At 50.4% G+C, this 23,546-nt stretch carries 21 protein-coding genes; 8 read left to right on the top strand and 13 right to left on the bottom strand.

Going from position 1 to position 23,546, the window contains the following annotated elements; genetic code table 11:
* Window positions 1-3 precede the first annotated feature (3 nt).
* The 7 genes from proS to QP339_RS08350 all read right to left on the bottom strand — a co-directional run bounded on the left by proS (window position 4) and on the right by QP339_RS08350 (window position 6,966).
* Complete coding sequence (gene proS, locus QP339_RS08380; protein WP_284911131.1) at window positions 4-1,455, bottom strand: proline--tRNA ligase; 1,452 nt, start codon at window positions 1,453-1,455, stop codon at window positions 4-6.
* A 272-nt stretch (window positions 1,456-1,727) separates the two neighbouring features.
* On the bottom strand, window positions 1,728-2,258 hold the full coding sequence (locus QP339_RS08375) for an acyl-CoA thioesterase (protein ID WP_284911130.1): 531 nt from the start codon (window positions 2,256-2,258) through the stop codon (window positions 1,728-1,730).
* Between the two features lie 29 nt (window positions 2,259-2,287).
* A complete protein-coding gene (locus QP339_RS08370) occupies window positions 2,288-2,860 on the bottom strand; it encodes an ECF transporter S component (protein ID WP_284911129.1) in 573 nt (190 codons plus the stop codon).
* A gap of 19 nt (window positions 2,861-2,879) precedes the next feature.
* Window positions 2,880-3,521 (bottom strand): NUDIX hydrolase, encoded by a 642-nt coding sequence (locus tag QP339_RS08365; RefSeq protein WP_284911128.1) that lies wholly within the window; start codon window positions 3,519-3,521, stop codon window positions 2,880-2,882.
* A gap of 672 nt (window positions 3,522-4,193) precedes the next feature.
* Entirely contained in the window at window positions 4,194-4,991 is a 798-nt protein-coding gene (locus tag QP339_RS08360; RefSeq protein ID WP_284911127.1) for a Cof-type HAD-IIB family hydrolase, read from the bottom strand.
* An 18-nt stretch (window positions 4,992-5,009) separates the two neighbouring features.
* The gene (locus tag QP339_RS08355) at window positions 5,010-6,317 is read right to left on the bottom strand and encodes an alpha-amylase family glycosyl hydrolase (protein ID WP_284911126.1); all 1,308 of its coding nucleotides are present in this window, start codon (window positions 6,315-6,317) and stop codon (window positions 5,010-5,012) included.
* A gap of 76 nt (window positions 6,318-6,393) precedes the next feature.
* Window positions 6,394-6,966, bottom strand: a complete 573-nt coding sequence (locus tag QP339_RS08350) for an SGNH/GDSL hydrolase family protein (protein WP_284911125.1) — start codon at window positions 6,964-6,966, stop codon at window positions 6,394-6,396.
* Window positions 6,967-7,107: 141 nt separating this feature from the next.
* On the opposite strand from QP339_RS08350, the gene QP339_RS08345 reads away from it, so the two are divergent.
* Window positions 7,108-8,565 (top strand): NCS2 family permease, encoded by a 1,458-nt coding sequence (locus tag QP339_RS08345; RefSeq protein WP_284911152.1) that lies wholly within the window; start codon window positions 7,108-7,110, stop codon window positions 8,563-8,565.
* A gap of 228 nt (window positions 8,566-8,793) precedes the next feature.
* Here the strand turns inward: QP339_RS08345 and QP339_RS08340 are convergent, their stop codons facing one another.
* The 3 genes from QP339_RS08340 to QP339_RS08330 are packed head-to-tail and all read right to left on the bottom strand — an operon-like array spanning window position 8,794 to window position 10,197.
* Window positions 8,794-8,967 carry a hypothetical protein gene (locus QP339_RS08340; RefSeq protein ID WP_168162709.1) on the bottom strand — a complete coding sequence of 58 codons (174 nt, stop codon included), beginning with the start codon at window positions 8,965-8,967 and terminating at the stop codon, window positions 8,794-8,796.
* Window positions 8,968-8,979: 12 nt separating this feature from the next.
* Window positions 8,980-9,807: a hypothetical protein gene (locus tag QP339_RS08335; RefSeq protein ID WP_284911124.1), complete on the bottom strand. Its 828-nt coding sequence runs from the start codon at window positions 9,805-9,807 to the stop codon at window positions 8,980-8,982.
* 3 nt (window positions 9,808-9,810) lie between these two features.
* Window positions 9,811-10,197 (bottom strand): DUF488 domain-containing protein, encoded by a 387-nt coding sequence (locus tag QP339_RS08330; RefSeq protein WP_284911123.1) that lies wholly within the window; start codon window positions 10,195-10,197, stop codon window positions 9,811-9,813.
* Between the two features lie 164 nt (window positions 10,198-10,361).
* Here QP339_RS08330 and QP339_RS08325 point away from each other — a divergent pair, with 164 nt between their 5' ends.
* The 4 genes from QP339_RS08325 to QP339_RS08310 all read left to right on the top strand — a co-directional run bounded on the left by QP339_RS08325 (window position 10,362) and on the right by QP339_RS08310 (window position 15,058).
* Entirely contained in the window at window positions 10,362-11,210 is an 849-nt protein-coding gene (locus QP339_RS08325) for a putative RNA methyltransferase (protein ID WP_284911122.1), read from the top strand.
* 45 nt (window positions 11,211-11,255) lie between these two features.
* Window positions 11,256-12,326: an LLM class flavin-dependent oxidoreductase gene (locus QP339_RS08320; RefSeq protein WP_284911121.1), complete on the top strand. Its 1,071-nt coding sequence runs from the start codon at window positions 11,256-11,258 to the stop codon at window positions 12,324-12,326.
* Window positions 12,327-12,950: 624 nt separating this feature from the next.
* The gene (locus QP339_RS08315) at window positions 12,951-13,271 is read left to right on the top strand and encodes a putative heavy metal-binding protein (protein ID WP_067973897.1); all 321 of its coding nucleotides are present in this window, start codon (window positions 12,951-12,953) and stop codon (window positions 13,269-13,271) included.
* Between the two features lie 491 nt (window positions 13,272-13,762).
* Entirely contained in the window at window positions 13,763-15,058 is a 1,296-nt protein-coding gene (locus QP339_RS08310) for a uracil-xanthine permease family protein (protein ID WP_284911151.1), read from the top strand.
* Window positions 15,059-15,892: 834 nt separating this feature from the next.
* Here QP339_RS08310 and QP339_RS08305 read toward each other — a convergent pair.
* Together QP339_RS08305 and pdxR are read right to left on the bottom strand one after the other, a co-directional pair.
* Complete coding sequence (locus QP339_RS08305) at window positions 15,893-16,345, bottom strand: hypothetical protein (RefSeq protein WP_284911120.1); 453 nt, start codon at window positions 16,343-16,345, stop codon at window positions 15,893-15,895.
* A gap of 87 nt (window positions 16,346-16,432) precedes the next feature.
* On the bottom strand, window positions 16,433-17,818 hold the full coding sequence (gene pdxR, locus QP339_RS08300) for a MocR-like pyridoxine biosynthesis transcription factor PdxR (RefSeq protein WP_284911119.1): 1,386 nt from the start codon (window positions 17,816-17,818) through the stop codon (window positions 16,433-16,435).
* A gap of 93 nt (window positions 17,819-17,911) precedes the next feature.
* On the opposite strand from pdxR, the gene pdxS reads away from it, so the two are divergent.
* Entirely contained in the window at window positions 17,912-18,766 is an 855-nt protein-coding gene (gene pdxS, locus QP339_RS08295; protein ID WP_284911118.1) for a pyridoxal 5'-phosphate synthase lyase subunit PdxS, read from the top strand.
* Between the two features lie 58 nt (window positions 18,767-18,824).
* Here the strand turns inward: pdxS and QP339_RS08290 are convergent, their stop codons facing one another.
* The gene (locus QP339_RS08290; RefSeq protein WP_284911117.1) at window positions 18,825-20,135 is read right to left on the bottom strand and encodes a sensor histidine kinase; all 1,311 of its coding nucleotides are present in this window, start codon (window positions 20,133-20,135) and stop codon (window positions 18,825-18,827) included.
* A gap of 89 nt (window positions 20,136-20,224) precedes the next feature.
* Between QP339_RS08290 and QP339_RS08285 the strand changes: the two genes are divergently transcribed.
* Both QP339_RS08285 and QP339_RS08280 read left to right on the top strand, forming a co-directional pair.
* A complete protein-coding gene (locus QP339_RS08285; protein ID WP_284911116.1) occupies window positions 20,225-21,631 on the top strand; it encodes a hypothetical protein in 1,407 nt (468 codons plus the stop codon).
* Between the two features lie 153 nt (window positions 21,632-21,784).
* Window positions 21,785-23,536 (top strand): hypothetical protein, encoded by a 1,752-nt coding sequence (locus QP339_RS08280; protein WP_284911115.1) that lies wholly within the window; start codon window positions 21,785-21,787, stop codon window positions 23,534-23,536.
* Window positions 23,537-23,546 lie beyond the last annotated feature (10 nt).

Here is a 23,546-nt window from a genome sequence, read left to right as displayed (position 1 = left end):
TAATTAATAAGCACGAGCATACCAAACTGTATACTTGGCAGGTTTACCTGAATAGATGTCGACGGTTTTTTCAACAGGAGCATGGAAAGGAATGTTCCGGGTGGTAAAACCTGTAGCTTCCTTAACCGCAGCTTCGGATTCTTCCGTACCGTCCCAACCAGCTAGCACCCAGCCTGGGTATTGGCCTTCTTCATGGCACTTATCGAGGTGGGCTTGGAGGTCTTCCATGGTGTCGATATCATAGTGCTCGTTGGCCTTGCGGAATTGGTCAGCTTTTTCGTAAAGGCGCGTCTGCATAGCGTCTAGCTTGTCTTGGACCGTTGCGACAAGGTCGTCTAAAGCCACAGCTTCCTTGTCATCTTGGTCGCGCATCTTGATCATGCAGCTATTATTTTCCATATCACGAGGGCCGAAGTCCAGACGGAGAGGAACCCCCTTCACTTCCACTTCATTGTACTTGTAGCCAGGTGAGTTATTGGAATCATCTAAGCTCACGCGGAAGCCCGCTGCCTTCAATTCTGCTTCTATTTCGCGCAATTTTTCAAGGACTTGAGGGTTCTTCTTCAGGTTGCCGACGGGTAGGAGGGCCACTTGGACAGGAGCCATCTTAGGTGGGAAGACAACTCCTTTTTCGTCGCCGTGGGTCATGATCATGGCCCCAATCAAGCGAGTCGAAGCGCCCCAAGAGGAGGTATAAGCGTGAACGTGTTCGTTATCCTCATTTAAGAACTTGATGTCGAAAGCTTCAGCAAAGTTGGTGCCTAAAAAGTGGGAAGTTGCAGCTTGAACAGCCTTAGTATCTTTCATCATGGCTTCAAGAGAATAGGTATTATCCCCGCCAGCAAAACGTTCAGAAGGCGTCTTCTCCCCTGTATAAACCGGCATAGCCAGAAGGTTCTCCACAACATCTTGGTAGATTTTCAAGAAGTGGAGGACCCGCTCATGGGCTTCTTCAGCTGTCGCATAAGCACAGTGGCCTTCTTGCCAGAGAAATTCAGAAGTTCTCAGGAAGGGGAAGGTCCGTTTCTCCCAGCGGAAGACATTGGCCCACTGGTTAAGTTCCATCGGTAGGTCGCGGTAAGAATTAATCCAGTCGCTCATGGCATTGCCGAAGAGGGTCTCTGAGGTTGGGCGAAGGGCGAGGGGTTCTTCTAGTTCTTCGTCACCCGCCTTAGTCACCCAAGGCAGTTCAGGGGCGAAGCCTTCCACGTGGTCGGCTTCCTTCTCAAAGAAGCTTTGGGGGATCAGCATAGGGAAGTAAACCTCTTCTACCCCACTCGCTTCATATTGGTCATTCAGGGCTTTTTTAATTTGTTTCCATAAGAAATAACCATTGGGCTTGAAAATCATGGTCCCCCGAGCAGGCCCATAGGCAAATAGGTCGGCCTTCTGAATACTTTGTAAGTACCACTTGGAAAAATCAGTTTGTTGTAAGTTTGTTTCTTCTTGACTCATTTGTCTCTCCTTTTCTCTCTCCATAAAAAAACGCAGATTCCCACATCCTAAAAGGACGGAAAATCCGCGGTACCACCTTCGTTAAGTTTATCACTTCACTCATTGCGCCGTAACGGGGCGCCCCGTAGCTTGTTTCCAAGCCAGTAATATGCAGGAGGTTCATCTTGCCAGCGGGGGTGTTTTCCCAGCACCAAACACTCTCTTCACCCATAGCAACACTACTGGTCTGCAGCTTGCTTCTATTGTGACCGAATTTCGAAAGAAAGTCAACTCTAATTTCCGGACTTATAGTAGTCTTCATCCAACCAGAAGACTTGCTTGGTCAACTTCTCGTGGAGGGCTTGGTCGGCTTGGCGCTGGTTGAGTCGTTCTTGCCGGCGCTGGTCATAGCCCGAGCAAATCATTACTTCTTCCTCACTATCTGCCACGATCTCCGGCATATGGAAGTCGGGGTCATCCGTAATCGCGACAAAGGTCATAAAAGAAGTCGCCGCAATATAACGTTCACCCGTGGCTAAGTGTTCCCCGAGGACTTTGACAAACACCTCGCAGCTCTTTTTGCCCACTCCGGAGACAAAACTCTCCACGCAGACGGAATCATTTTCGGGGAGGGGCGCAAGAAAGTTCATCTTATCCATAGCTGCCGTCATGACAACTGTCCGCGACATCCTCGACGCCGAGACGGAGGCACTATTGTCAACGAGGGACAAGAGCTGGCCCCCAAACATATTGCCGAAGCTGTTGGTTTCTTGGGGCATAATTCGGTGGGTTTGGACAACACGCGTTTCCTTGCAGTGTTTCATTACAATCGCTTCCTTTTCTGAGTAAAATTTTATTTGAGTACTTTTTGAAGGGCTTGGGCGAGCAGGGGCAAGACCAGGGCAGAGGCCAGCATCTCAGCTAAGCCGTTAGTCAGGACCACTCCTAAGATGATCGATACAATGGCCGATTCGCTCACTCCCAAGGCCTGAGCATAAGCCGCCCGGGCAAAGAGGTAGATAGCCCCCATCACGAGCCCCGTATTACAAAGGGCGCCCACAGCTCCAATCAGGGCATAAACCCAGCGTCCAGAGAACTTTTTCCTCAAGTAGCTGGCTAAAACCGCCGTCAAAAAACCGGTCAAAAGCCGGGGCAGGACCGAAACTAGGGGGTTAATAAAGACCGGCGAAACCACGGTCGGTTGAACCAAATGGCGCAACCAAGCCAGGACACCCCAAATCCCCCCCAGCATGGTCCCCACCTGCTTATCAAAGAGGCTGGCACCGAGCATGACGGTAATTTGAACAATGGTAATACTAATGGGCCCTAAAGGAATATAGCCCAGCCAAGGGATAAAGGTTTGCAGCAACAAGACAGCCGTTAGGAGGCTGACAATAGCTAGGCGGTAGACTTTTTTTTCGTGCATTAGTGTCTCCTCAGTCTAATCAAAGCTTTCCAGAAAAAATATCGGCCTCGCCCGTTCGGACAATGTCCATCAAGCGTTCGGTGAGCCGGGCAGTTAAACCCCAGAGGACTTCATCATCCACATCATAGAAGGGCACCTGGTCCGTTACTTGACGGTTACGGAAGGGGTAGGCCTTGCCCCCAGGAATCTTCTCATAGGGAAAGTCCGCGTCGATCTGGAGCTCATGGCTAAAGGTATAGGTCTTGGTTTCTTGGCGGAAGAGCTTCATGAAGGGCACCAGGAAAGGATAGGCCACTTCATCCGGGTTGACCGCTAAGTCTTCCAAGCTATCAATGTTCAATTGGGCCACGAAGCAAGCAATCACTCGGTCGCGCTCCACAACATAATCCATCTCACCCAAAAGCGCAATTTTATCGGGAGTTAAGCCTAATTCTTCCACTGTTTCACGAACCGCGGCCTCCTTAAAGCTCTCACCCTCCTCGACCCGGCCACCAGGAAAAGACGTATCCCCTCCTTGGGAAATATCGGCCGCCCGACTCTCATAAAGAATATAAAGCTCTTCGTCAATGACAACTAAGGGAATTAAGACTGCGTAATACTTGTCAATCCCCAGAGGTTGGGCTTCATAAGACTGAAAAATATGATAAATTTTCTCGAGCAAGCTAAACTTCCTCCTTTATCTGCATCGTTAAGCGATTTCCTGGCATCTTGACCCCTACTGGACAGTTTCGAGGCTCCTGTTTGGGTATAGAAGGCTGCTAAGCCACACTCCTGGACCTCGTTTGTGGGTTAGAATGGGTAAACACACACTCAAAGGTCTCATTTGTGGATTGGAGCGCGCCAACACACACTCCTAGGCCTCGTTTGTGGGTTGAAACTGACCAACCCACACTCAAAAACTTCAATTGTGGATTAAAGACTGGCAATGGGCATGAATGAGCTGACCGCTAGCCCGCGCGCCCTCACACCCTTTTAGTCGGGTTCGCAAAGGCAGAAAGGAAGTGACTTCAGCAAAAGGGAACGACCGGCTAAAGACGTTCTTATCCCTTTTGCCTCCATTCATTCCTTTCTAACCGCCTTTGCTCACACCCTTTTTAGTCGGGTTCGAGGATGCAGAAAGGGCTCCTCTTCATAAAAGTCCATCGAAGGCTTTCAGCCTTCTCTGGCTTTTTACTCCAGAGGTCCCTTTCTCCCGCATCCTCTCACGCCCTTTGTAGTCGGGTTCGCAAGAGCAGCTTTGGCGTGCTTTCGCAAGTTAGAAACGTGCAAGCGGACTTGCACTTATTCCAACTTACTCCAAGCATCCAAAGCTAAGCGCTCTTGCTCACACCCTTTACTTCATCAATGTTTTGGCGGCGTGTTCGATGCCGTCGGTGTTGTTGTCGTGGGTGACGTAGTTGGCGATGTCTTTGAGGGCGGGGATGGCGTTGCCCATGGCGATGCCGCAGCCTGCCCATTCGATCATGGAGAGGTCGTTTTCTTGGTCTCCGAAGGCCATGCTTTGGGACTGGTCAACGTCTAGGATGCCGCAGAGGTGTTTGAGGGCCAGGCCCTTGCTGGATTCTTTAGGGTTGAATTCGAGATAGTAGGGTTCGCTCTTGACGATGTTGTAGCGTTGGTACCAGTCGCTCGGAATTGCTCCTTCGATTTCAAGAACGCGTTCGGCTGCTCCGGTAATCATCAACTTAGGGAAGTGGACATCATCGGCTAGGAAGTCTATCTGAGCGATCGGCATATCGAGGATACCCGATTCAACACCCACATATTGATCAACAGGGTCGCGGTGTACCAAGACCTGACTGTCGCTGTGACCGTGGACATCCATCCCGTGGTCCAAGGCAAAGCGGGTAATTTCATGGACTTGACTAACTTCTAAATAGCTCTCAAAAATAATGCGGTTTTCTTTAAGGTTGTAGATCACACTGCCATTAAAGCAGGAAGCATAGTCTACCAAGTCCTGGTCGATCTGGTCAAGGACCTTGTGGACACCTTTGAGGGGACGGCCGGTAGAAATCGCCACATGAACGCCCTGGTCTTGGAGGTGGGCTAAGCCTCTGAGGGTTGATTCGGTAACTTTTTTCTCATCATTTACCAGGGTGCCATCGATATCAAAAGCAGCAAGTTTATACATTAAGCATCTCCTTCTCTATTAGCGCGGTACTCGAATATCCCCATCATAGGAGATAATAATTGGTCCTTCTGTCACATGAATTCGTCCTTCTTTGGCTTCATAGTGCCCCTCCCCTAAGAGATTAGCATATTTACCTTCAGGAATCCCTAGTTCAACTTCAATCTCATCGTTCGTATCCCCTCTCAACTTAAAGAGGCCAAAAACGTGCTGGTTATAAAAGTGATAGCTCACCAAGAGCCAGTCATCACTCGCTGCCTGGTGGAAACAGTAGCCCGACTTGAAGACTTCCCGCTTCTTCAATTGCATGAGCTGGCGGATCATCGCTGTCAGATCATAGGGCTTATCCCAAGTAATAGCTTTCTTTTCGTGGATCGGGATCCGCTCTTTGGTCCCGTACTCTTGACCCATCATCAGCTGGGCGATGCCCTTACGGAAGAAGGAAAAGGCTGTCCAGTTCCTTAACTCGCAATAATTCTTCACTTTGGCTGCGATACGTTGGCCCACCTCTAATTCAAGTCCTCGGTTTAAGACACTGGTTGACGCAGTAACTAGAGTGCGCATATTCAACAGGAAGGCAACATTAGCTAAGTCCATCAAGCCGTCATAGTAACGTTCCAGAAGGCCAGCATGAGGGCGGATGTCTAGGACATCGAAGTTGCTGTACATCTCTCCTTCTGTTTCAAAGTCAATATTCTGCAGGCGCAGGTCAAGGAGTTCCGAACCCGACATCTGGCCGCCTAGCCAGTAGAAATAAGGGTGGACATCCCCTACCTCTGCCCGAGCTGAAGAGAAGAATTCGGAGCGAATCAATTGGGAATGAGGAATATAGAAACCATCCACATAATGGGCCCAATACTTCATTCGCTCAATCAAAGCATCCCACATCTTAGGATTGGAGAAGTTCAAGTCATAAACAGGGGCTGCTTCTGGAAGCCGGCTGTACAGGTTCCCATCCAGTCCCTGCAAGAAAAAGTCAGGGCGTTCTTGAACCAAGGGAGCATCCATAGCCAGGGCCACAATCTCCATGGTCAAAAGCAGTTTCATACCCTTGTGTCGGACAGCTTGGACCAAATCCTCAAAGTCGGCCATGCTGCCATACTCTGTCCCGATTTCATCAAAACTTTGGACGAAGAGGCTATCTCCCTCTCCTTCCGTTTCTTGCTGGCTTGGAAAAATGCTCGACAGTAAAATTAAATCGACGCCTAAGTCCTTCAAACGGTCCAAATCAGCTTCTAAAGCTTTAAAGCTAGCTTCTGGGCTGTAATTTCTTAAATAGACTTGGTAAATGAGTTGGTGTCTCAACGTCAAGTTCGTTACCTTCGCCATACCGTCCTCCTATCTCAGTAGCAGCCGCTTAAACAGCTCGTATTCATTCTATTTTATATTTTAGCATATTTTTGTCTTAAGTTAAGTGCGAGACCCAGTCTCCCAAATGCTTTGCGACCTCCTCCTGGCCCCGCCCCTTGAGGTGGATCCCATCCGGCATAAAATCTTCCGGTGTCAACCATCGATTGGGATCTACAAAGGTCAAGTGCCTGGAGGAGGCCAGCTCTCGGACAGCCTGGACCAAATCGAGCTGACGCGGCTCAGTTCGGACAGCAACAGGGGCTAAAAGTAAGATAGGAAGATCCCAACCAAGCTGTGCCCGTAATAAAGTGACCAGGCGGCCATACTGGTCTTGCCAAGATAATACAAAATTGTTCCATTCGCCGTCTGAAGTCCCCAGCTGGCGCCCCAGGTCATTGATCCCAAGCCAAAGAATGACTCCCGCCAAATTCTGGCAGCCTGCCAGTGTCTCCAACAGATAAAAGTTCACATCAGCCAAACGAGCCCCATTGTAGCCACCATTTAAAAAACGATAACTTGCCTGGTCTTTAGCCAGTGCACCTACAAAACCGTGGCCCAGGCTAGTCAAATCATCGGGATTGCGGCCACAAGCGACCAAACTATCCCCCAAAGATAAGATTTCTTTCATTGTAACCCTCCTAATGACGAACATTAATAAGTTTTATAAATGTAAATATTCGCAATTACCTTTATTTTTTCTCCTTTGTCCGCTATAATAAGGACGTTCATTAGTAAATTCGTAATAAGGAGAATCATTGTGACTAATAAAATTGCAGAATTCTTTCAACTAGAAGCCAACCACACGAGCTTGTCAACCGAGATCATGGCAGGTATTTCCACCTTCTTCGCCATGAGCTATATTATTTTCGTGAACCCGGCTATCCTGTCACAAACGGGGATGCCCTACCAAGGGGTTTTTCTGGCAACCCTTTTTGCTTCCGGTATCGCTACCCTCTTCATCGGCCTCTACGCCAATGTGCCCTACGCCCTAGCCCCCGGTATGGGACTGAATGCCTTCTTCACCTTCACCGTGGTCATGGGCCTGGGCTTCACCTGGCAGGAAGCTCTAGCTATGGTCTTCATCTGCGGCTTGGTCAACATTGCCATCACTGTGACCAATATCCGTCGGGTGATTATTAGCGCCATCCCGGAATCTATCCAACATGCTATTTCTGGAGGGATTGGGGTCTTCATCGCTTATATCGGAGTGAAGTCAGCCAACCTGATCCACTTCCAAGCCGATGCGGCTGCCATCACGCAGGTTAACGGCGCTCCTTATGATGCTGGCCAGCAAGTCTATGAGGCTGGGGTCCAAGCGGTCTCAAGCAATGGGTCAACCTTACCACAAATCGCAACTTTTACCGAGCCCTCAACCCTTCTAGCTCTCTTCGGCCTGGTACTGACCGTTATCTTGATGGCTAAGAATATCCAAGGGGCTATCCTAATCGGGATTGTGGCGACCACTGCCCTCCAACTGATTATTGACCCTTCGCTCCTCCAGCAGGTAGACTTTGCCCAAGCGGGTTTGGCCAACTCCTTTAAGGAACTCGGTATCACTTTTGGGGCTGCTTTTGGTTCAGAAGGGCTCCTCTCCCTCTTCTCTGACCCCAGTCGCCTGCCCTTGGTCCTAGTGACCATCTTCGCCTTCAGCCTATCCGATATTTTCGATACCATTGGGACCTTTATCGGCACCGGGCGGGCTACAGGCATCTTCTCCAAAGAAGATATCGATAACCTAGACACCCGATCCAATACAAAATTGGACAAGGCCCTCTTCGGTGACGTAGTAGGGACTTCCATGGGAGCCATCTTCGGGACCTCTAACACCACCGTCTTCGCAGAAAGTTCGGTCGGCATCGCAGCAGGTGGGCGGACCGGCTTAACCAGCCTAGCCACCGGTATCTGCTTCTTCCTCTGCATCTTCATCGCCCCCTTTATCGGCCTGGTGCCAGCTTCCGCTACGGCCCCTGCCCTGATCCTGGTCGGCGTCCTCATGATGTCATCCTTCCGTGAAGTCGAGTGGGGCGACTTCTCCATCGCCGTCCCAGCCTTCTTCGCCTCAGTCTTCATGGGCTACTCCTATTCCATCTCAAACGGGATTGCAGCCGGCTTTATCTTCTACTGCCTGACCATGACCGTAACCAAACGCGCTAAAGAAGTCCACCCCGTCATCTGGGGCGCCAGCCTCCTCTTTATCCTTAACTATATCATCATGTCTTATTTATAATAAGGGTGTAAGAGGATGCGGGAGAAAGGGAGCTCTGGAGTAAAAGGGATAAGAACGGCTGTAGCCGGTCGTTCCCTTTTGCGAAGAGGAGCCCTTTCTGCATCCTCGAACCCGACTAATAAGGGTGAGAGACTTGGCAGTTAAACCACCCCATCCTAGCTAATAAAGTACCCAAACAAATAAGCGCCTCCTCGATCGATTGAAGTCAATCGAGGAAGGCGCTTTGTTTTATTTTTGCTCGAGCAAGCGGTCAGCTAGGAAAAGGTAGAGGCCTAGGCAGGTCAGGGCAGCTAGGACGCGTGTAAGGAAGTCAGGCAGGCCCAGTTTCTGGCAGAGGACATAGAGGATACCCGCCAGGATCAGGGCCAGAGCTAGTATGCCCATACGTTTGATATTAATCATCTTGGTCCCTCCTTAAGTCTGACTGTCGGCTTGGTCATAGTCAATAAATTCGTCGATCTGCCACTGGCTAACAATCCAGCTGGCAACAAGTACCGCAAGGATATCCAGGGCAATCCGGATCAAAATCCCCACCGCATCCAGGTCATAACTCAAGACCAAGAAGAGATGGTAGCTAATCACTAGGGGACTAAAGAAGTTAAAGCTAAACTGGAAGGTCTTGCCCTTCTTGTCCTGCTTACTGAGATACCTCTGTAGGAAACAAAAGACGAGCCCCAGCGCAAAACCCATCAAAGAGGCCCATAGGATGGAGAAGGCCATCAGGTTGCGGGGCAATTGGTAGAGGTCGAAGGCGAGATTACCCAGGGTTCGAAAGACCGCAAAACTCGCCGTAAAGACTGCGATCCCCCGCCAATACAGGAAGGCCTTACGCTGGTAATGGTAGCGCTCGGTGGCCAAGTAGCGACGAATTAACTGATACTGGACCAAGAAAATAATAAAGCCCTTCAAGAGATTAATAGTCAGGCTGGTCAGATCCAAATGAGGCAGGGGCTCCGCTGTATACAAGAGCCAGAGCAAGAGCTCGCAGGCCACATAGACCACCGTTTTGTAGAAGGCATTCCCTGGCAGGCGGAGATCGATTAAATCATAGGCCTTGGTCATTAAGGTGAAGGCCAGTCCCATAATCAAGACAAAGTAAAGCCAATAGGGCCAACCGGTCGCAAAAGGTGCTGGCCGTCCAAAGATCAAGGCCAAAGCTGAATCCGGAAAGAGTAGCTCCAGTAGCAAGGCGACCAGAGCCATCAAACCCCCAATGCCTAAACTATAATAATTTCGTTTCATGCTTTAGTCTCCCTCCAAGTCTGTCCGGATGCCCTTAAGTAACGAAGCGAGATAGGCTTCAAGGACAAGGACATGGTTCTCCTCTTCATTCTTACTGGCATAGAGGAGGGTCACCCGGTGGTCGCGCGCACGGCGGGCCAGGTCCAAGCAGGCTTCCTGGATCTCTTCATTCGCCTCTAATTCCCCTTCATAAGCCTGGCTAAAGGTATCAAAGTCCAAGTCGCCCTGGTGGTAGACCTGGCGCAGGTCCGCAGACGGAGCGATTTCTTTGAGCCAAGCATCTAGTTGGGCCTCTTCTTTCTTAACGCCACGTGGCCAGAGTCGGTCGACCAAGACCCGGTAACCATCCGACTCTTCCATAGCTTCATAGATTCGTTTTCTTCTAAACATGAGACACCTTCTTATTTATGATAAGATAGCTCTAAAGAGGCTGGCACAAAAATCTGACCTCTTTTTAAATAACACACTTTTTGCAAAAAGCTGTTCCAAAAGTCAGGCCTAAGCGACTTTTGTCACAGTCTCACATGATTAATATTAAAGGAAAGGTCCCTATTATGCAAAGTAAAAAGCAACGCGCCCAAGCAAAAATCCAAGCTTGGCAGGGACGACTCACTTGTCCCCTCTGCCAAGAAAGCCTGAATCCAGACCTCCAGTGTTCCAACCGCCACCAGTTCAACCTAGCTAAGCAGGGCTATATCAACCTAGCCCCCAACCACCAAGAGAAGCACTATACCGCTGACCTCTTCCAAGCCCGCCAAGTCGTTATGGGCGAAAACCAGCTCTACGGGCAAGCCCTTAGTCAGGCCTACCAAAGTATCGCTGCCCAACTGCCCCAAGGCCCTATCTTCCTAGCCGACCTGGGAACAGGCGAAGGCAGCCACCTGCTAGACTTCTTGACCCAGTTCGGAGACAAGGAAGTCCACAGTCTGGGTCTGGACCTGGCCAAGGCTGGCATCCAAAGCGCAGCCAAGCAATCCAGCCAGGCACTCTGGGCTGTGGCTGACCTGGCCCAGATTCCGCTCGCCGACAAGACTTTGGACCTAGCCCTGACCATCCTCTCCCCTTCTAACTACCAAGAAGTAAAACGGGTCTTAAAGGCCGGCGCCCCCTTTATCAAGATCATCCCGGGGCCAAGATATCTCATCGAGCTCCGCCGCTTGGTTCTCGACCAAGAAGACGTTGCCCAAGATCCCAGCCAGAGCCGCCAACGTTTCCAAGACAGCTTCTCAGAGATGGAGAGCTTCCACTACCATGACCAAGTCGCCATGACACCTGATCTCATAGCTGAGCTCATCCAGATGACCCCGCTCATGTGGCACGCCTCAGACCAAGAGCGGCAGGCAGCCCTTGAGCTCACAGAAATGACTATTGATTTAGAGATTTTGATTGGCTACAAAGCCTAGCTAGTCCCGATTTTTCCTAAGATAAAAACAGAAAGGAGCCCTCAGATGTCACATCATATCCTGCCTTCATTCGACCCCAGTCAAGGCCTGGAATTCGGTCTCTACAGCCTAGGTGAACATATGCCCAACCCCTTCACCGGCCAGCAGACCAGCGTCCAGGAACGGATCAAAGAAATTATCGAGATGGCGGTCCTAGCTGAAGAAGCTGGTTTGGACTGCTTTATGTTGGGCGAGTCCCACCAGGATTATTTCATCTCCCAGGCCCACTTCGTTATTCTCAGCGCTATTGCGGCTAAAACGCAAAAGATAAAACTTGGATCAGCCGCCAGCATCTTATCAACGGCAGATCCTGTCCGTGTCTTTGAAGAAGCAGCGACGATCGACTTAATTTCCGATGGTCGGATGGAAATCGTTGGCGGTCGGGCATCACGCCTGGGAATTTTTGACCTTTTTGGCTACGATTTCGCCGATTACGAGGACCTCTTCGATGAAAAATTCGACCTCCTACTAGCAATCAACGAAAATAACCCCATCACTTGGCAAGGCCGTTTCCGCCCTGAATTGAAGGAACAAAAGATCATCCCCCGGCCCCAAAATCCTGACCAGGGCCTTCCCATCTGGCAAGCTGTCGGTGGGAGTTTAGGATCTGCTGAACGCGCTGGACAACGCGGCGTCCCCCTTCAACTAGCTCACCTGGCGGGCACTATCGATTCCTATGAAATCCATATCGACGTCTACCGCCGCCAAGCTAAGGAAGCGGGCTACCGAGCAGAAAACCTGCCCGTCTCAACCGGCGGCTTCTTCTTCCCCCGCGAAGATATGAAGGAAGCCTACCGCCTCTACTACCCCTGCGTCGACCAGGGTCTGCGCCTAGCTAACGGACGCGGCATCTCCAAACGCCTCTTCGCCCAAGGCCAAGACCAACGCAGCGTCATCAACGTCGGCGAACCCAACTTCATCATCGATAAAGTCCTAGCCCAACACGAAGCCTACCAAAACCAACGCTACATTGCCCAAATCGACAACGGCGGCATGCCCTTCGACGAAATCAAAAAAACCATCATCCTCATTGGCGAAAAAATCCTCCCCAAAATCAAACAGTATACCAGGGTGTGAGACTTAGCGCTTAAACTTGGATGATTGGAGCAAATAAGAAAAAGAGCGAAGCATTCGCTCGTTTCTTATTTGTGAAATCACTCCAAGTTTGCCAAGTCGAACCCGACTACAGGGTGTGAGCAGTTGCGCTCAGACTGGAATGACTGGAGCCCAAACGGAAAAGAGCGGCTTTAGCCGATCGTTCCGATTGGGTGAAGTCACTTCAAGTCTGCAACTGCGAACCCGACTATACCAGGGTGCGAGGGAGCGCGGTTAGAAGAGGAGGCCTTTCTGCATCCTCGAACCCGACTAGGGTGTGAGGAAGCTTGCAGTTTTCCAATTTGCACTGAGCAGCTCTATATGCAAATAGCAGCATTCTTTGGCACTCGATGGCTCTGTATACAGATAGCCGAATTCTATTTGCCTTCACCTGCTCTATATACAAATAACAAGTCTCTATTTACACCCGGAAGCCCTGTGTACAAATAAGAGTGCTCTATTAGCGCTCAAGTACTTTGCATGCAAATAGAATCGGCAACAGTCCCACAAGACAAAATATTTTAAAGCTCAGTATTTTTTCTAGCGCCATTCTTTGTTATGATTAAACTATAGAAAGCACTTACAAATAGAAAAGGAGATGGCCTCATGATTAGCACAACCACTGCCCAAATTGAAGGCAAAAACATCCAAGCCTACCACGGCATTGTCTTTGGTGAAGTGATTACTGGGATTAACATGTTTAGAGATATCGGTGCCGGCTTACGCAATATCTTCGGCGGTCGGTCACAAGGCTACGAGGAGGAGCTCAATCAAGCCCGCGAAGAAGCCCTTAACGAAATGAAGGGGCGGGCCGAGGAATTAGGTGCCAATGCTGTTGTTGGCGTTAAGATGGACTATGAGGTTCTTGGCGCAGATAACGGCATGCTCATGGTAACCTGTAGCGGGACCGCTGTTTCTATTGATTAGGCCAAAAGCATGTGACAAAAATCCTTTCGTTTCGAATCATTGAGGCAAATCAGTAAAGCTGCTCTTGTAAGCTAGCATATGATAGACTTCCCCACGGACTAACAATCTAGCAAGGCCCCTTTGGCCTTGCTAGATTGTTTTCATTATTGAGAATAAATCGTTTGGTTAGCGGACTAGTGACTAACATCGGGCTCACTTGAAAGTTCCTCCACTTCTACCCGCGCGCCCTCACACCCTTATAGTCGGGTTCGGTCGCGCAGCTTTCTTGTCACTTCACAAGTCTCCGCCGCAGTCTTGCAGACTGCTCTGGTGACTTGCTCCAGTGAAAGGAGGCTAACCGCGCGCCCTCACACCCTTCTTTTTTAATTTTTTCTTAACCTTCTCTTGAATAAGGGATTTTTATGCGGTATAATTTCAAAAGTTTGGCCAGTTTTAGGCTGGCTCTTAATCAATGATTGGATATTGACTTATGGAGGGATGAAGTCATGGAAATGAACACCAAACAGTTACGCATGAATTTTGATATTGAGGACACCCCGCCCTTTGCGGAGGGTTTACTGCTCAGCTTCCAGCACGTCTTCGCCATGTTTGGAGCAACGATTCTGGTGCCGCTCATCTTGGGTTTACCCGTCTCAGTGGCCCTCTTCTGTAGTGGTTTAGGCACCTTGATTTACCACTTCGCAACCAAGCACCAAGTTCCTGTTTACTTGGGATCGTCTTTCGCCTTTATCGGGGCCATGTCCTATGCCATTAAACAACTAGGCGGCGACATTTCAGCTGCCCAGACCGGGGTTATTCTGACTGGTGTGATCTATGTGTTGGTCGCCCTCCTTGTCAAAGCTCTGGGCACCGGCTGGATCGACCGGCTCTTGCCCCCTATCGTGATTGGGCCAATGATTATTGTGATTGGTCTAAGCCTGTCTTCTTCCGCCGTCAGCAATGCGGGTTTTACTGCAGATGGGACCTGGCAGCAGATGTTGGTCGCTGTCGTAACTTTCCTAATCTGTGCCTTCGTTAACGTCTACGGACGTGGCTTTATCCGGGTCATTCCTTTTCTAATTGGCCTGATTGGCGGTTACATTACTGCTGCTTGCCTGGGCCTCGTGGATTTCACTCCTGTCCATGAAGCGGCCTGGTTCCAATTCCCCGAATTCCAACTCCCTTTCCAGACCCCCTTCTTCGATAACTATCACTTCTACTTCGGTCCTGAAGCCATTGCCATCCTGCCCGTCGCCCTAGTTACCATCTCTGAGCATATCGGCGACCACACTGTCCTTAGCGAAATTTGTGGCCGTGAATTCTTGAAAAAACCCGGCCTCCACCGTACGCTGATCGGGGACGGGGTGGCAACGGCCGTCTCTGCTTTTCTAGGTGGGCCTGCTAACACCACTTACGGGGAAAATACAGGCGTTATCGGTCTGACCCGGGTATCTTCTGTTAGCGTCATCCGCAATGCCGCTATCATCGCCATTATCCTGAGCTGCCTGGGCAAGTTTACTGCCCTCATCTCAACCATCCCCGCCTCCGTACTAGGTGGGATGTCCATCCTCCTCTATGGGGTCATCGCCAGCAACGGCTTGAAGGTTCTCATCGAAGCCCGGGTGAACTTCAACCAAGTCCGCAACTTAGTTATTGCCAGCGCCATGCTCGTCCTAGGTCTGGGCGGCGCCATCCTCCAAGTCGGCGTCTTCTCCCTCTCTGGGACCGCCCTAGCCGCCATCGTCGGTGTCTGCCTTAACCTGGCCCTGCCTGAATTCAAGGACCTCAAGATTAATTCGGACCGGTAAAAAATTACATAAATTAAGAGAAGCTACAAAGCCAAGACTGGAATTGTAGCTTCTCTTTTATTTACTTCTAAACCAATTCGCATGAGTGAGCATCCGTTCCGTTTTGGATGTGATCGTTAAATTTTAAGGGATCGAGAACGGCTAATGCCGTCTCGTACTTTATCCGTACGTCGCTTTGCTCCTACAGCTAAAGCAGCACCGGCTCGAGCCAAGGTCTCTCGCCTAGCGAGCTTCAAACGGCTAGTAACGGCTTACGCCGACTATCCGTAATTCACATCTAGTCGGGTTCAGGCTAGCAGAAATAGCTCCTCTTCACAAAGAGCCGTCGAAGACTTTTAGTCTTCTCTGTCTCTTTGCTCCAGAGGTCTATTTCTCCCGCTATCCTTTACACCCTGGCCTTGCTTTTTCATGGCTAACGATCACATCCAAAACTCCACTACTGCTCAAAATTAACCAGCTATTAATACCGACAACCTAAATTAAAAACACTGTTTAAACGACTTCATCTTATAATTCAAAAATCTAATTTTATTCAACTAAATAGCAATTAAGCTAAATTTTATCACCAAATACTATCAATGACCCCATCACGCTTCATTTTGATTAAACAAAACAGATAGGTCGCTAGACCCAGTAAATACATGAAATTTTCAAAGGACCAGACTACTTCACTTAATGATTGCCCCAAAGCGAAATCCAAGAGGCGTCCTAGGAAGTAAATCATACACACTAGAATAACAACATAGCCATTCATAATTTTTTCGATCCGCTTCATTACCGATCTCCCTCGCTTTCACTTTCAAACTAACAAAAAGACAAAGTGAGATCAAATCATCACACCCCATATAAGGCAATGGCCGTGATAGGGATCAGGATGGCCCAGGCTGTGGTTAAGAGAAGAAGGATACAGAAAATGGTCAAAAACCAACTGAAGCTAAATCGTCTCTCCTTGTTTTGAAACAAATTTTTCACCATCTGCCAGACAAAGACTAGTTGAGGGATAAAGACAATTAGATAGGTAGTCCCCGCGACATAGAGGTCTTCTAAAGTCCGGGAGTAGCTTTTAAGAAATTGAGAAAGGACACAGCAGAAGAAAGCAAGCGGCAAGACATAGACTTCCAGGATGATCAGTCCAAGCATACTAACTAAAAAAATCAGATAAATTTTCAGACAGCGTTTATTTGCTTGGGCATCCAGGAAAGCCTTCCCAAAAGATAAACGGAGCCCGGTAAGATTTATCAGTAGCTGAATCCCCCATAAAAGGGCTAAGATCATTAGGATTCTCATAGGAGCTTCCCCTTCCCTTTTTTATTCAATTATAAAGCTTTTTGTGCTAGTAAAGAAGGGGATATCATTTTTAAATTTAGTAAAAACTCACACCCGGCTCCCCTCTAAACTCTGACGAAGAACTTCCATCGCCTGGGGCAGGTCAGCTAGGGGAACGCCGCCCAGGCCGAGGAGATAGTCTGCCCAGGGCCAGATCAGCTGGCGGCAATAGCTAGCCACACTGTCGATCTTCAACCCCTCTGTTTGCCAGGTCTGGGTCAGCTGGTTCAGATTATAGCAGTCAGGGTCTAAGCGAAAGACCAGGTAGAGGCCGGTATCCGCCTGGGTGAAAGATAGCCCCGGCAGCTCTTGGAGGGCGTCGATGATCAGCCCCTGCTTCTTCCGGTAATGGGTATTCATCCGGTTGACATGTTTGGTGAAGGCTCCTTCCGCCATCCACTGGCTGAGGGTCAACTGGCTAGCAATCGAGGGGGTCAAGCCGAGATCTGCACAAGTTGCGTAAGTGTCCAAGAGAGCGTCTGGCAGGACCATATAGGCTAAGCCCATAAAAGGCCCAATCGACTTGGAGAAGGATCCCGATAAGATGACCCGGTCGTCCCGGTCGATAGCCTTCATGGCAGGAATCCGCCGCCCCGCATATTTGAAGACGGAGTCATAGTCATCCTCAATAATATAGCGGTCGGGTCGCTCAGACGCCCAGTTCAACAAGCGCTGGCGACGGCGGACCCCCATCACTTGCCCGGTGGGAAACTGGTGGTTGGGAGAGACCACCGCAATATTGGCTGGGGTCTGCTCCAGGTCCTTAACCGAGAAACCATAGCGGTCAATGGGGATCTTCTCCCTCTGCTCAAAATTCGCGTGCAGGCTAGCTAGGTTCAGCGCATAGCCAGGATCTTCCAGGCCATAACAAGCATGGCCGAAGACCTGGTTTAAGGCCAGTAAGTTATGGGAAAAGCCCCGGGTGATCACGATATTTTCAGCCGAAGTGGCCAGGCCCCGGAATTCATAGAGATAGTGGGCTAAGGCATTGCGGAGGGGCACTTCGCCCAAGGGATTGGCCTGCTGGTAGCGACTAGCCTGGGCCATTCCCAGACTGGCCGCTTGTTGGAGACCGGTCCGAGCCAGGCCTTCTAGGTCAACCGCTGAGGGCGAGAAGTCATAACGCCAAGCAGACGCCTCTTTTACCTCCGCAAGATACTGGGGATAGACCGCCTCTCTCGGTCCCAGATGATCCAGTTCGATCTTATCCACGAAGAAACCACAGCGTTCTTTAGAAATAATATAACCCTCTTCCAAGAGCTGGAAGTAGGCCGTCTTGACCGTGTTCAAGCTAACGCCCAAGTGGTCGGCATAGGCCCGGAAGGAAGGCAGCTTGTCCCCACTCTGATAGTAGCCAGCCAAAATAGCCGCCTTCAAACGGTCATAAATCTGTTCATAAAGTTTCTCGCCTGGCTTAAAGTCAATCGATAACATCACATCTGTACCCCTTTTTTTAATAGCTTTTGTACCTTTAGAAGGTTACAGACTTATTTTATAATAAATGCATTAGAAAAAGGAGGCCCAATCATGACAAAATTCCAAGAAGTTAACGATCAATTACTGGGTGGGGTCATCATGGATGTGATCAACCCTGAACAAGCCAAAATTGCCGAAGCAGCAGGTGCCGTAGCAGTCATGGCGCTCGAACGCGTACCCGCCGATATCCGCAAGGCAGGCGGGGTGAGTCGGATGAGCGATCCAGCCATTATCCAAAAGATCCAAGAAGCGGTGAGCATCCCTGTAATGGCTAAGGCGCGGATTGGCCACTTCGTTGAAGCCCAAGTTCTCGAAGCCCTAAAGATCGACTATATCGATGAATCGGAAGTGCTCTCTCCCGCCGACAATGCCAACCATATCAACAAGCACGACTTCAAGACGCCCTTCGTTTGCGGTTGCCGCAACCTAGGAGAAGCCCTCCGTCGCATCAGCGAAGGGGCAGCCATGATCCGAACCAAGGGGGAAGCCGGGACGGGTGACGTGGTCCAAGCCGTCCAACACCTCCGCACCCTCAACCAAGAAATCGCCAGTGTCCGCGCCATCCAGGAAGACGAGCTCTACACCAAGGCCAAAGAGCTCCAGGTGCCAATCGAGCTTCTGCGCTTCGTCCACCAAGAAGGTCGGCTCCCTGTTCCTAACTTCTCTGCCGGTGGCGTAGCAACGCCAGCAGACGCAGCCCTCATGCGCCAACTCGGAGCAGAAGGCGTCTTCGTCGGCAGCGGGATCTTCAAGAGCGGCAACCCTGAAAAACGGGCCCAGGCCATCGTCAAGGCCGTTGCTCACTACGACCAGCCCGAGGTCATCGCTGAAGTCTCCTATGACCTAGGCGAAGCCATGGTCGGCCTCAACGAAGACGAAATTGACGTTCTCATGTCCCTCCGCTAAATATCAAGCTATACCTCATTAAGATAAAAAGCGACCTCCTTGACAGGGTCGCTTTTTCTTATGCATTCAAATCAATCAAGAGCTCCTGGACCAGGATGTCACCCATAAAACTGGTAAAATGCTGGATCCCCTGAGCCTCACTCAGGCGCTGAACATTAACCAAGCCATAGCCCCGGTCTTGGCCCGGACTAGCCTTGGTCGACTGGCCCGTCTTCTGGAGAACCGCCCTCACTTGGTCGGGATCCTGGCAGCGGTTGGCCACACTAATGGAGAGATAGCCTTCCACCGCTTCCACCGCAAAGGTCAGGTCTGCCTGGTCAAAGCCTTCAGACTCCTCAATGGCATTGTCCAGGAGAATACCAACGATCCGAACCAGGCCCGCCACGCCATCCTGGATCTGGGGCAGGTCCTCGGCCACTTCGACATGGACCGGGATATCGTAGGCCAAGGCTAAGCTCAGCTTGGTTTGGACCAGTTCCCTCAAGGCATCATTCGGCAAGTCTACCAAATCAAAGATGGGGTGGTCTTCCGCTAGGTCCAAACTGGTCCCGCTTGCTTTCAGCGCCTGGTAATAGCTCGCCAAGCCCTCCCAATTCCGGGACTCAATATAACCTCCGAAGCCCACTAAGAGGTTCTTCAGGTCATGGCGAAAGCGTCGCATCTCCTTGTATTGTTGGCGGATTAAGCGCCCATACTCCGCATCCAAGCGTTGCTCAGCTTGTTGGCGCTCCGCCTGGCGGATCCTCTCCGTGCCCTGATAGAAGAGGGCCGCCGCAAAAATCAGGAAAATCAATAAGAGAAGGTTGGTCAGGGCCAAATAAATCCAGGTCGCCGAATTAATGTCTGAAACCTTCTGGAAGTCGCGGACAAAAGCAGGAAAATAAATCAGGAAGGCCAGGCCCACCGTCAGGAGCAGGAAAGTAATGTGGCGGCGGATTGAACCCGAGAAATATGTCCGCCAAAGCCAATCTTCCAAGCGACTGAGCCCCCAGATCAAGGGAATCGATCCCAGGAGCCAAAGTATAAAATGTCCCAGTGTGCCGTATGGGAGGCTTTCGTAAACAATATTAAAGTAATAAAAATCCTGGCAAGAAATATTAACAAAGATCAAGGCCGTCATCGCCATCACCTGGGTCAGCTCTCGCCACTGCCAGTAGAGCCAGGCTGCTACTAGGAGGAAGTTAAAGGTCATATAGAAATTTAAGCTCACAATTAGCGGATTCAGAGCTGTTGATAATAAGAGCCCGTACAAGACCAGGTAGCTGGTCAGAGACCGCTTCCCCTTAGCCCAGAACTGACAGCTGTAGACCACCAGGGCCTGAAAAACAAAATCATAGAGGGTCAAGTGGCTCATTAGATAAGCAAACATGGCCCACCTCCTTAGTTCAAACTAGTTAAAAATTTAATAAAATGTTATATTAATATCACTAAGATATTACCATTATAAGGAGAAACCATATGCAAAGACAATTAAAACAAGACATTCTTAAAATTCTTGCCTGCAGCGCCAGCCTCTGCTTCTTCCTTAGCCAAGAGGTCCAAGCTGCTCCCATTGAAACGACTCCAGACGTCCAGGCCAAGGAAAGTCAACCGGAAGCCTCTAGCCCAGCTGAGCTGTCAACCGATCGCCCGACAGAAGCAGAGACCCCAGCTGCCGAAAAGAAAGGCGAAAGACCAGCGGCAACTATTAACACAAGTGTCAGCCTGGAAAAGCAAACTGACACGAAGACTGAAGCTCAAGAGGGGAATCCAAGCACGGAAGCACCTAAGCCAAGTTCTGTCCAAGACACCCCTAAGGCAAGCGAGGAAAGCAAGGCAAGTGCTCCTCAAGAAAGCAAAGCAGATTCAAAGTCAGCGCCTAAGCCCGCTTCAAAGCACCGTCAAGCCTACAAACCAGTCATCAGCCGGTCTCACTACTCCCCGCTAATCGACCCCTCCTCAACACCAACCGACCAGCTTCCCTTCCCCTTCCAAGCCCTGATCAAAAAAGGCTTGCCCAATGATAAACTCATCAACTACCCTTATGCTTGGACTAATCACAATAATGATAAGCCCGGCACCTTCCCCGCAAACCTAGCCAGCCAACAGCGGCTCGCCAACATCACACCACCCAGCGAGTGGTTGCGCAAAATCGAACTCTCAGCTGACCAAAAACAGCTCCTAGTCAGCTACAGCAACCCCAATTTCCAGCAAGACCACAAGTGGATCATCTCTTACGAAGTCAATGACCAACCACAAGATCCTGAGCAGGCGTCAAGCCTCATCTTCCACTATAATTTGGACCGCCAGCTGGAACGAATCGTTGACCACAGCCAAGACCAGGGCCAGGCTGACCTGCCTCCCTACCAAAAGTTTAGCCAGGAGGGCCTAAGCGGCCAAGAGGCGGAGAAGCAAGTCGTTACTCACTGGGATCTCATGGGCTTACCTAGAGAGTCCTGGGACCGCTACTTTAGCTTCCCCGTGCGTTCTCTCTCTAAATCGCCCAAAGGCAAGCACCAGATTATCCCCGAAAAGGCCAACTCGGATAACCACTACCGCTTCACCATCCTGGGCCCCCTCCCCAGTGCCAATGACCGCGACCTCCTCTACGGGATCCAGAACTGGACCCCCAATCCCCAGGACTTCGGTAAGTTACGGGTCTGGCGGCGGATCGACAAGGAGACCGTTCAAGAGCCCCTCTCCCCTCGTCCTGGCATCTTAGAAGATGACCGCTACTACTTCATCGTTGAAGACAAGGAGAATCCTTTCTCTGAATTCATCTACCAAGACCTCCCCCATAGTCCTGAAGGGCCCTCAGATGAAGAGCTGCTCAGCTTCAATCCCTACTGGCTGGGGGTCAATTGGAAGCAAATTGAAAATGGCTAGGACCCGATCCTCAACCTCCCTTCTAAACAACTGACCTATCATAGGCTAGATAGTCAAGGCAGACTTACCAATCAAATTAAATGGTCGAAGTTTGTCATCCCCCAAGAGAACAAGGACCAAGTCGACCTCATCTACCAATATACGGACCGACCCATGTTGGATACGAAGACTTTCAAAGTCCACTGGCGGGTGTCCAAAGAAGCACTCGATGACAAGCAAACCCGCTACCACTACCAACAGCTCCTCAACTTTACTGACGAATGGGTCCAAAAGCAAAGCCAGCCCGCATCACAAGCTAATGTGCTAAGCGACCTCGACCTCATCCTGACCAAGGACACGGACGACCCTGCCCACTACTATGCCAAAGAAACCCAGCGGGAAAAGATTGATGATAAGACAGAGCTCATCCATCTCACCCACTACCGGTATGGCGATAAGTTGGTCGGTAAGCTCTACCTGCCTCGGGTGACCTTCCGGAAAGAAGTTTGGCGCAAGGAGATTCTCACTGAAGACGATAGTTCCTACCAGGTCAAATTCAGCCTGGTCAACTCAGATCCAGAGAGCAACAGCGAAAGCGTGGAAAAAGTCTTTAGCCTACCGAAATCCGACCAGGCAAGCGGAGCCCGGCCCTTCTTCACTCAGGCGGAGAAAATTCGTAGCCAGGAGGAAGGCAAAGGCCCTGTCGATATCTCCAACATCTTCAATATCCTGCCAACTTCCAGCACATTTGAAGGGTCCTATGCTTATCCCATTCTTTTTGCGGATAATTTTTACATCTTCAAATCCCCTAGCCAGCCATCCGGCTTCGAGGCTTTCTACTATCAGACTGAGCCTGTCGAAGGGACTTCCGACTATATCCTAACCTTGACCAATATCAGTGGGGCAGACAATCCCTATAATAGGAGCCAACGCCGCTACCGGGTCCAACAATTCGGCCTCGAAAGCCCTGTCCCATTCATAAGCTATACCATGAAGTTCTATACCGATTTAGACCATCCAGACCGGGTCTACCGCTATATCGGCGATGACTTCGGCCAGGGTGGCCAGGGAACAGGCGGCCGCCAAGTCCTCACCAAGGAAAAACCTTATGAAGGCAACCAGGTCAAGCTGCCTGATCAAGACCACAAGCCGGACCCATCAGAAGAAGCATCGGAAGCTGGAGCGAGTCAAGGAATAGAGGACCATGATGACATCACTAAGGACAAGCCTTATGAAGAAAGTCAGGTAACCCTACCTGCTAATAAAGAAGAAACTGCCCGACCAGGAAACGAAGCAGGAGGTCAAGCTAAAGAAGCTGACCAGCCTGAAGCGACAAGCCCAGCCCCTTCTAACCCAAGTTCCACTTCTCCAGACCAGCCAGCAGAAGAGAAGCCAGCTAGCCAAACTTCGCCAGACATCTCTTGGCTTGAACGACTCAGCCAAAGTCTTAAAGATTGGATCAACCGTCCGAGCCAGCGTATCGTCAGACGGCAGACCCAGCTGGCTAAGCAAGATGACCGGCCTGAAGCAGGCGGATTAGCCCAGCTCATCCAAAACTTCCAGGATCGCTTCCTCCGTCCAAATCCTAACCAGGAGGCAGATACCGCGCGTGACCTATCGCCAGAAGATCGTCCCCTGCGCACCAGACAAGGTCTCAACTTTAAGGAAGCCATCGCCCAGATCTTCCAAAGCCCTGTCCAAGCAGCCGTAGATGATGATAGGCTTGACCCTAACCGCCCAGCTGGCCAAGACCAGAAAGAAGTGGCGAAAGCAGCTCCCGCTGAAGCTAGCCAAGAGTCCGAAAGCCTTCATTCCAGCAAAGAAAAAGAAGACAAGGAAAACCAGCAAGCGAGCAAGTGGCCATTTGCAGGCCTCCTTGCCCTCTTACTCCTCCCCCTCGCCTATTGGTTGAAGAAACGCCAATAAGCGATCCCTC

Origin of the sequence: Aerococcus sp. UMB7834 (assembly GCF_030215145.1) — a bacterium.
Classification (GTDB): Bacteria; Bacillota; Bacilli; order Lactobacillales; family Aerococcaceae; genus Aerococcus.
Note: the sequence above shows the minus strand (reverse complement) of the source record. Positions and strands in the feature narration are given on the sequence as shown.

What these genes read in the sequence shown, in the direction of transcription:
- QP339_RS08340 (WP_168162709.1), bottom strand. Translation starts at nt 8,967, where the DNA reads ATGATTAATATCAAACGTATGGGCATACTAGCTCTGGCCCTGATCCTG.
- proS (WP_284911131.1), bottom strand. Translation starts at nt 1,455, where the DNA reads ATGAGTCAAGAAGAAACAAACTTACAACAAACTGATTTTTCCAAGTGG.
- QP339_RS08370 (WP_284911129.1), bottom strand. Translation starts at nt 2,860, where the DNA reads ATGCACGAAAAAAAAGTCTACCGCCTAGCTATTGTCAGCCTCCTAACG.
- QP339_RS08315 (WP_067973897.1), top strand. Translation starts at nt 12,951, where the DNA reads ATGATTAGCACAACCACTGCCCAAATTGAAGGCAAAAACATCCAAGCC.
- QP339_RS08305 (WP_284911120.1), bottom strand. Translation starts at nt 16,345, where the DNA reads ATGAGAATCCTAATGATCTTAGCCCTTTTATGGGGGATTCAGCTACTG.
- QP339_RS08350 (WP_284911125.1), bottom strand. Translation starts at nt 6,966, where the DNA reads ATGAAAGAAATCTTATCTTTGGGGGATAGTTTGGTCGCTTGTGGCCGC.
- QP339_RS08325 (WP_284911122.1), top strand. Translation starts at nt 10,362, where the DNA reads ATGCAAAGTAAAAAGCAACGCGCCCAAGCAAAAATCCAAGCTTGGCAG.
- QP339_RS08290 (WP_284911117.1), bottom strand. Translation starts at nt 20,135, where the DNA reads ATGTTTGCTTATCTAATGAGCCACTTGACCCTCTATGATTTTGTTTTT.
- QP339_RS08335 (WP_284911124.1), bottom strand. Translation starts at nt 9,807, where the DNA reads ATGAAACGAAATTATTATAGTTTAGGCATTGGGGGTTTGATGGCTCTG.
- pdxR (WP_284911119.1), bottom strand. Translation starts at nt 17,818, where the DNA reads ATGTTATCGATTGACTTTAAGCCAGGCGAGAAACTTTATGAACAGATT.
- QP339_RS08355 (WP_284911126.1), bottom strand. Translation starts at nt 6,317, where the DNA reads ATGGCGAAGGTAACGAACTTGACGTTGAGACACCAACTCATTTACCAA.
- QP339_RS08310 (WP_284911151.1), top strand. Translation starts at nt 13,763, where the DNA reads ATGAACACCAAACAGTTACGCATGAATTTTGATATTGAGGACACCCCG.
- QP339_RS08330 (WP_284911123.1), bottom strand. Translation starts at nt 10,197, where the DNA reads ATGTTTAGAAGAAAACGAATCTATGAAGCTATGGAAGAGTCGGATGGT.
- QP339_RS08320 (WP_284911121.1), top strand. Translation starts at nt 11,256, where the DNA reads ATGTCACATCATATCCTGCCTTCATTCGACCCCAGTCAAGGCCTGGAA.
- pdxS (WP_284911118.1), top strand. Translation starts at nt 17,912, where the DNA reads ATGACAAAATTCCAAGAAGTTAACGATCAATTACTGGGTGGGGTCATC.
- QP339_RS08375 (WP_284911130.1), bottom strand. Translation starts at nt 2,258, where the DNA reads ATGAAACACTGCAAGGAAACGCGTGTTGTCCAAACCCACCGAATTATG.
- QP339_RS08360 (WP_284911127.1), bottom strand. Translation starts at nt 4,991, where the DNA reads ATGTATAAACTTGCTGCTTTTGATATCGATGGCACCCTGGTAAATGAT.
- QP339_RS08280 (WP_284911115.1), top strand. Translation starts at nt 21,785, where the DNA reads ATGTTGGATACGAAGACTTTCAAAGTCCACTGGCGGGTGTCCAAAGAA.
- QP339_RS08285 (WP_284911116.1), top strand. Translation starts at nt 20,225, where the DNA reads ATGCAAAGACAATTAAAACAAGACATTCTTAAAATTCTTGCCTGCAGC.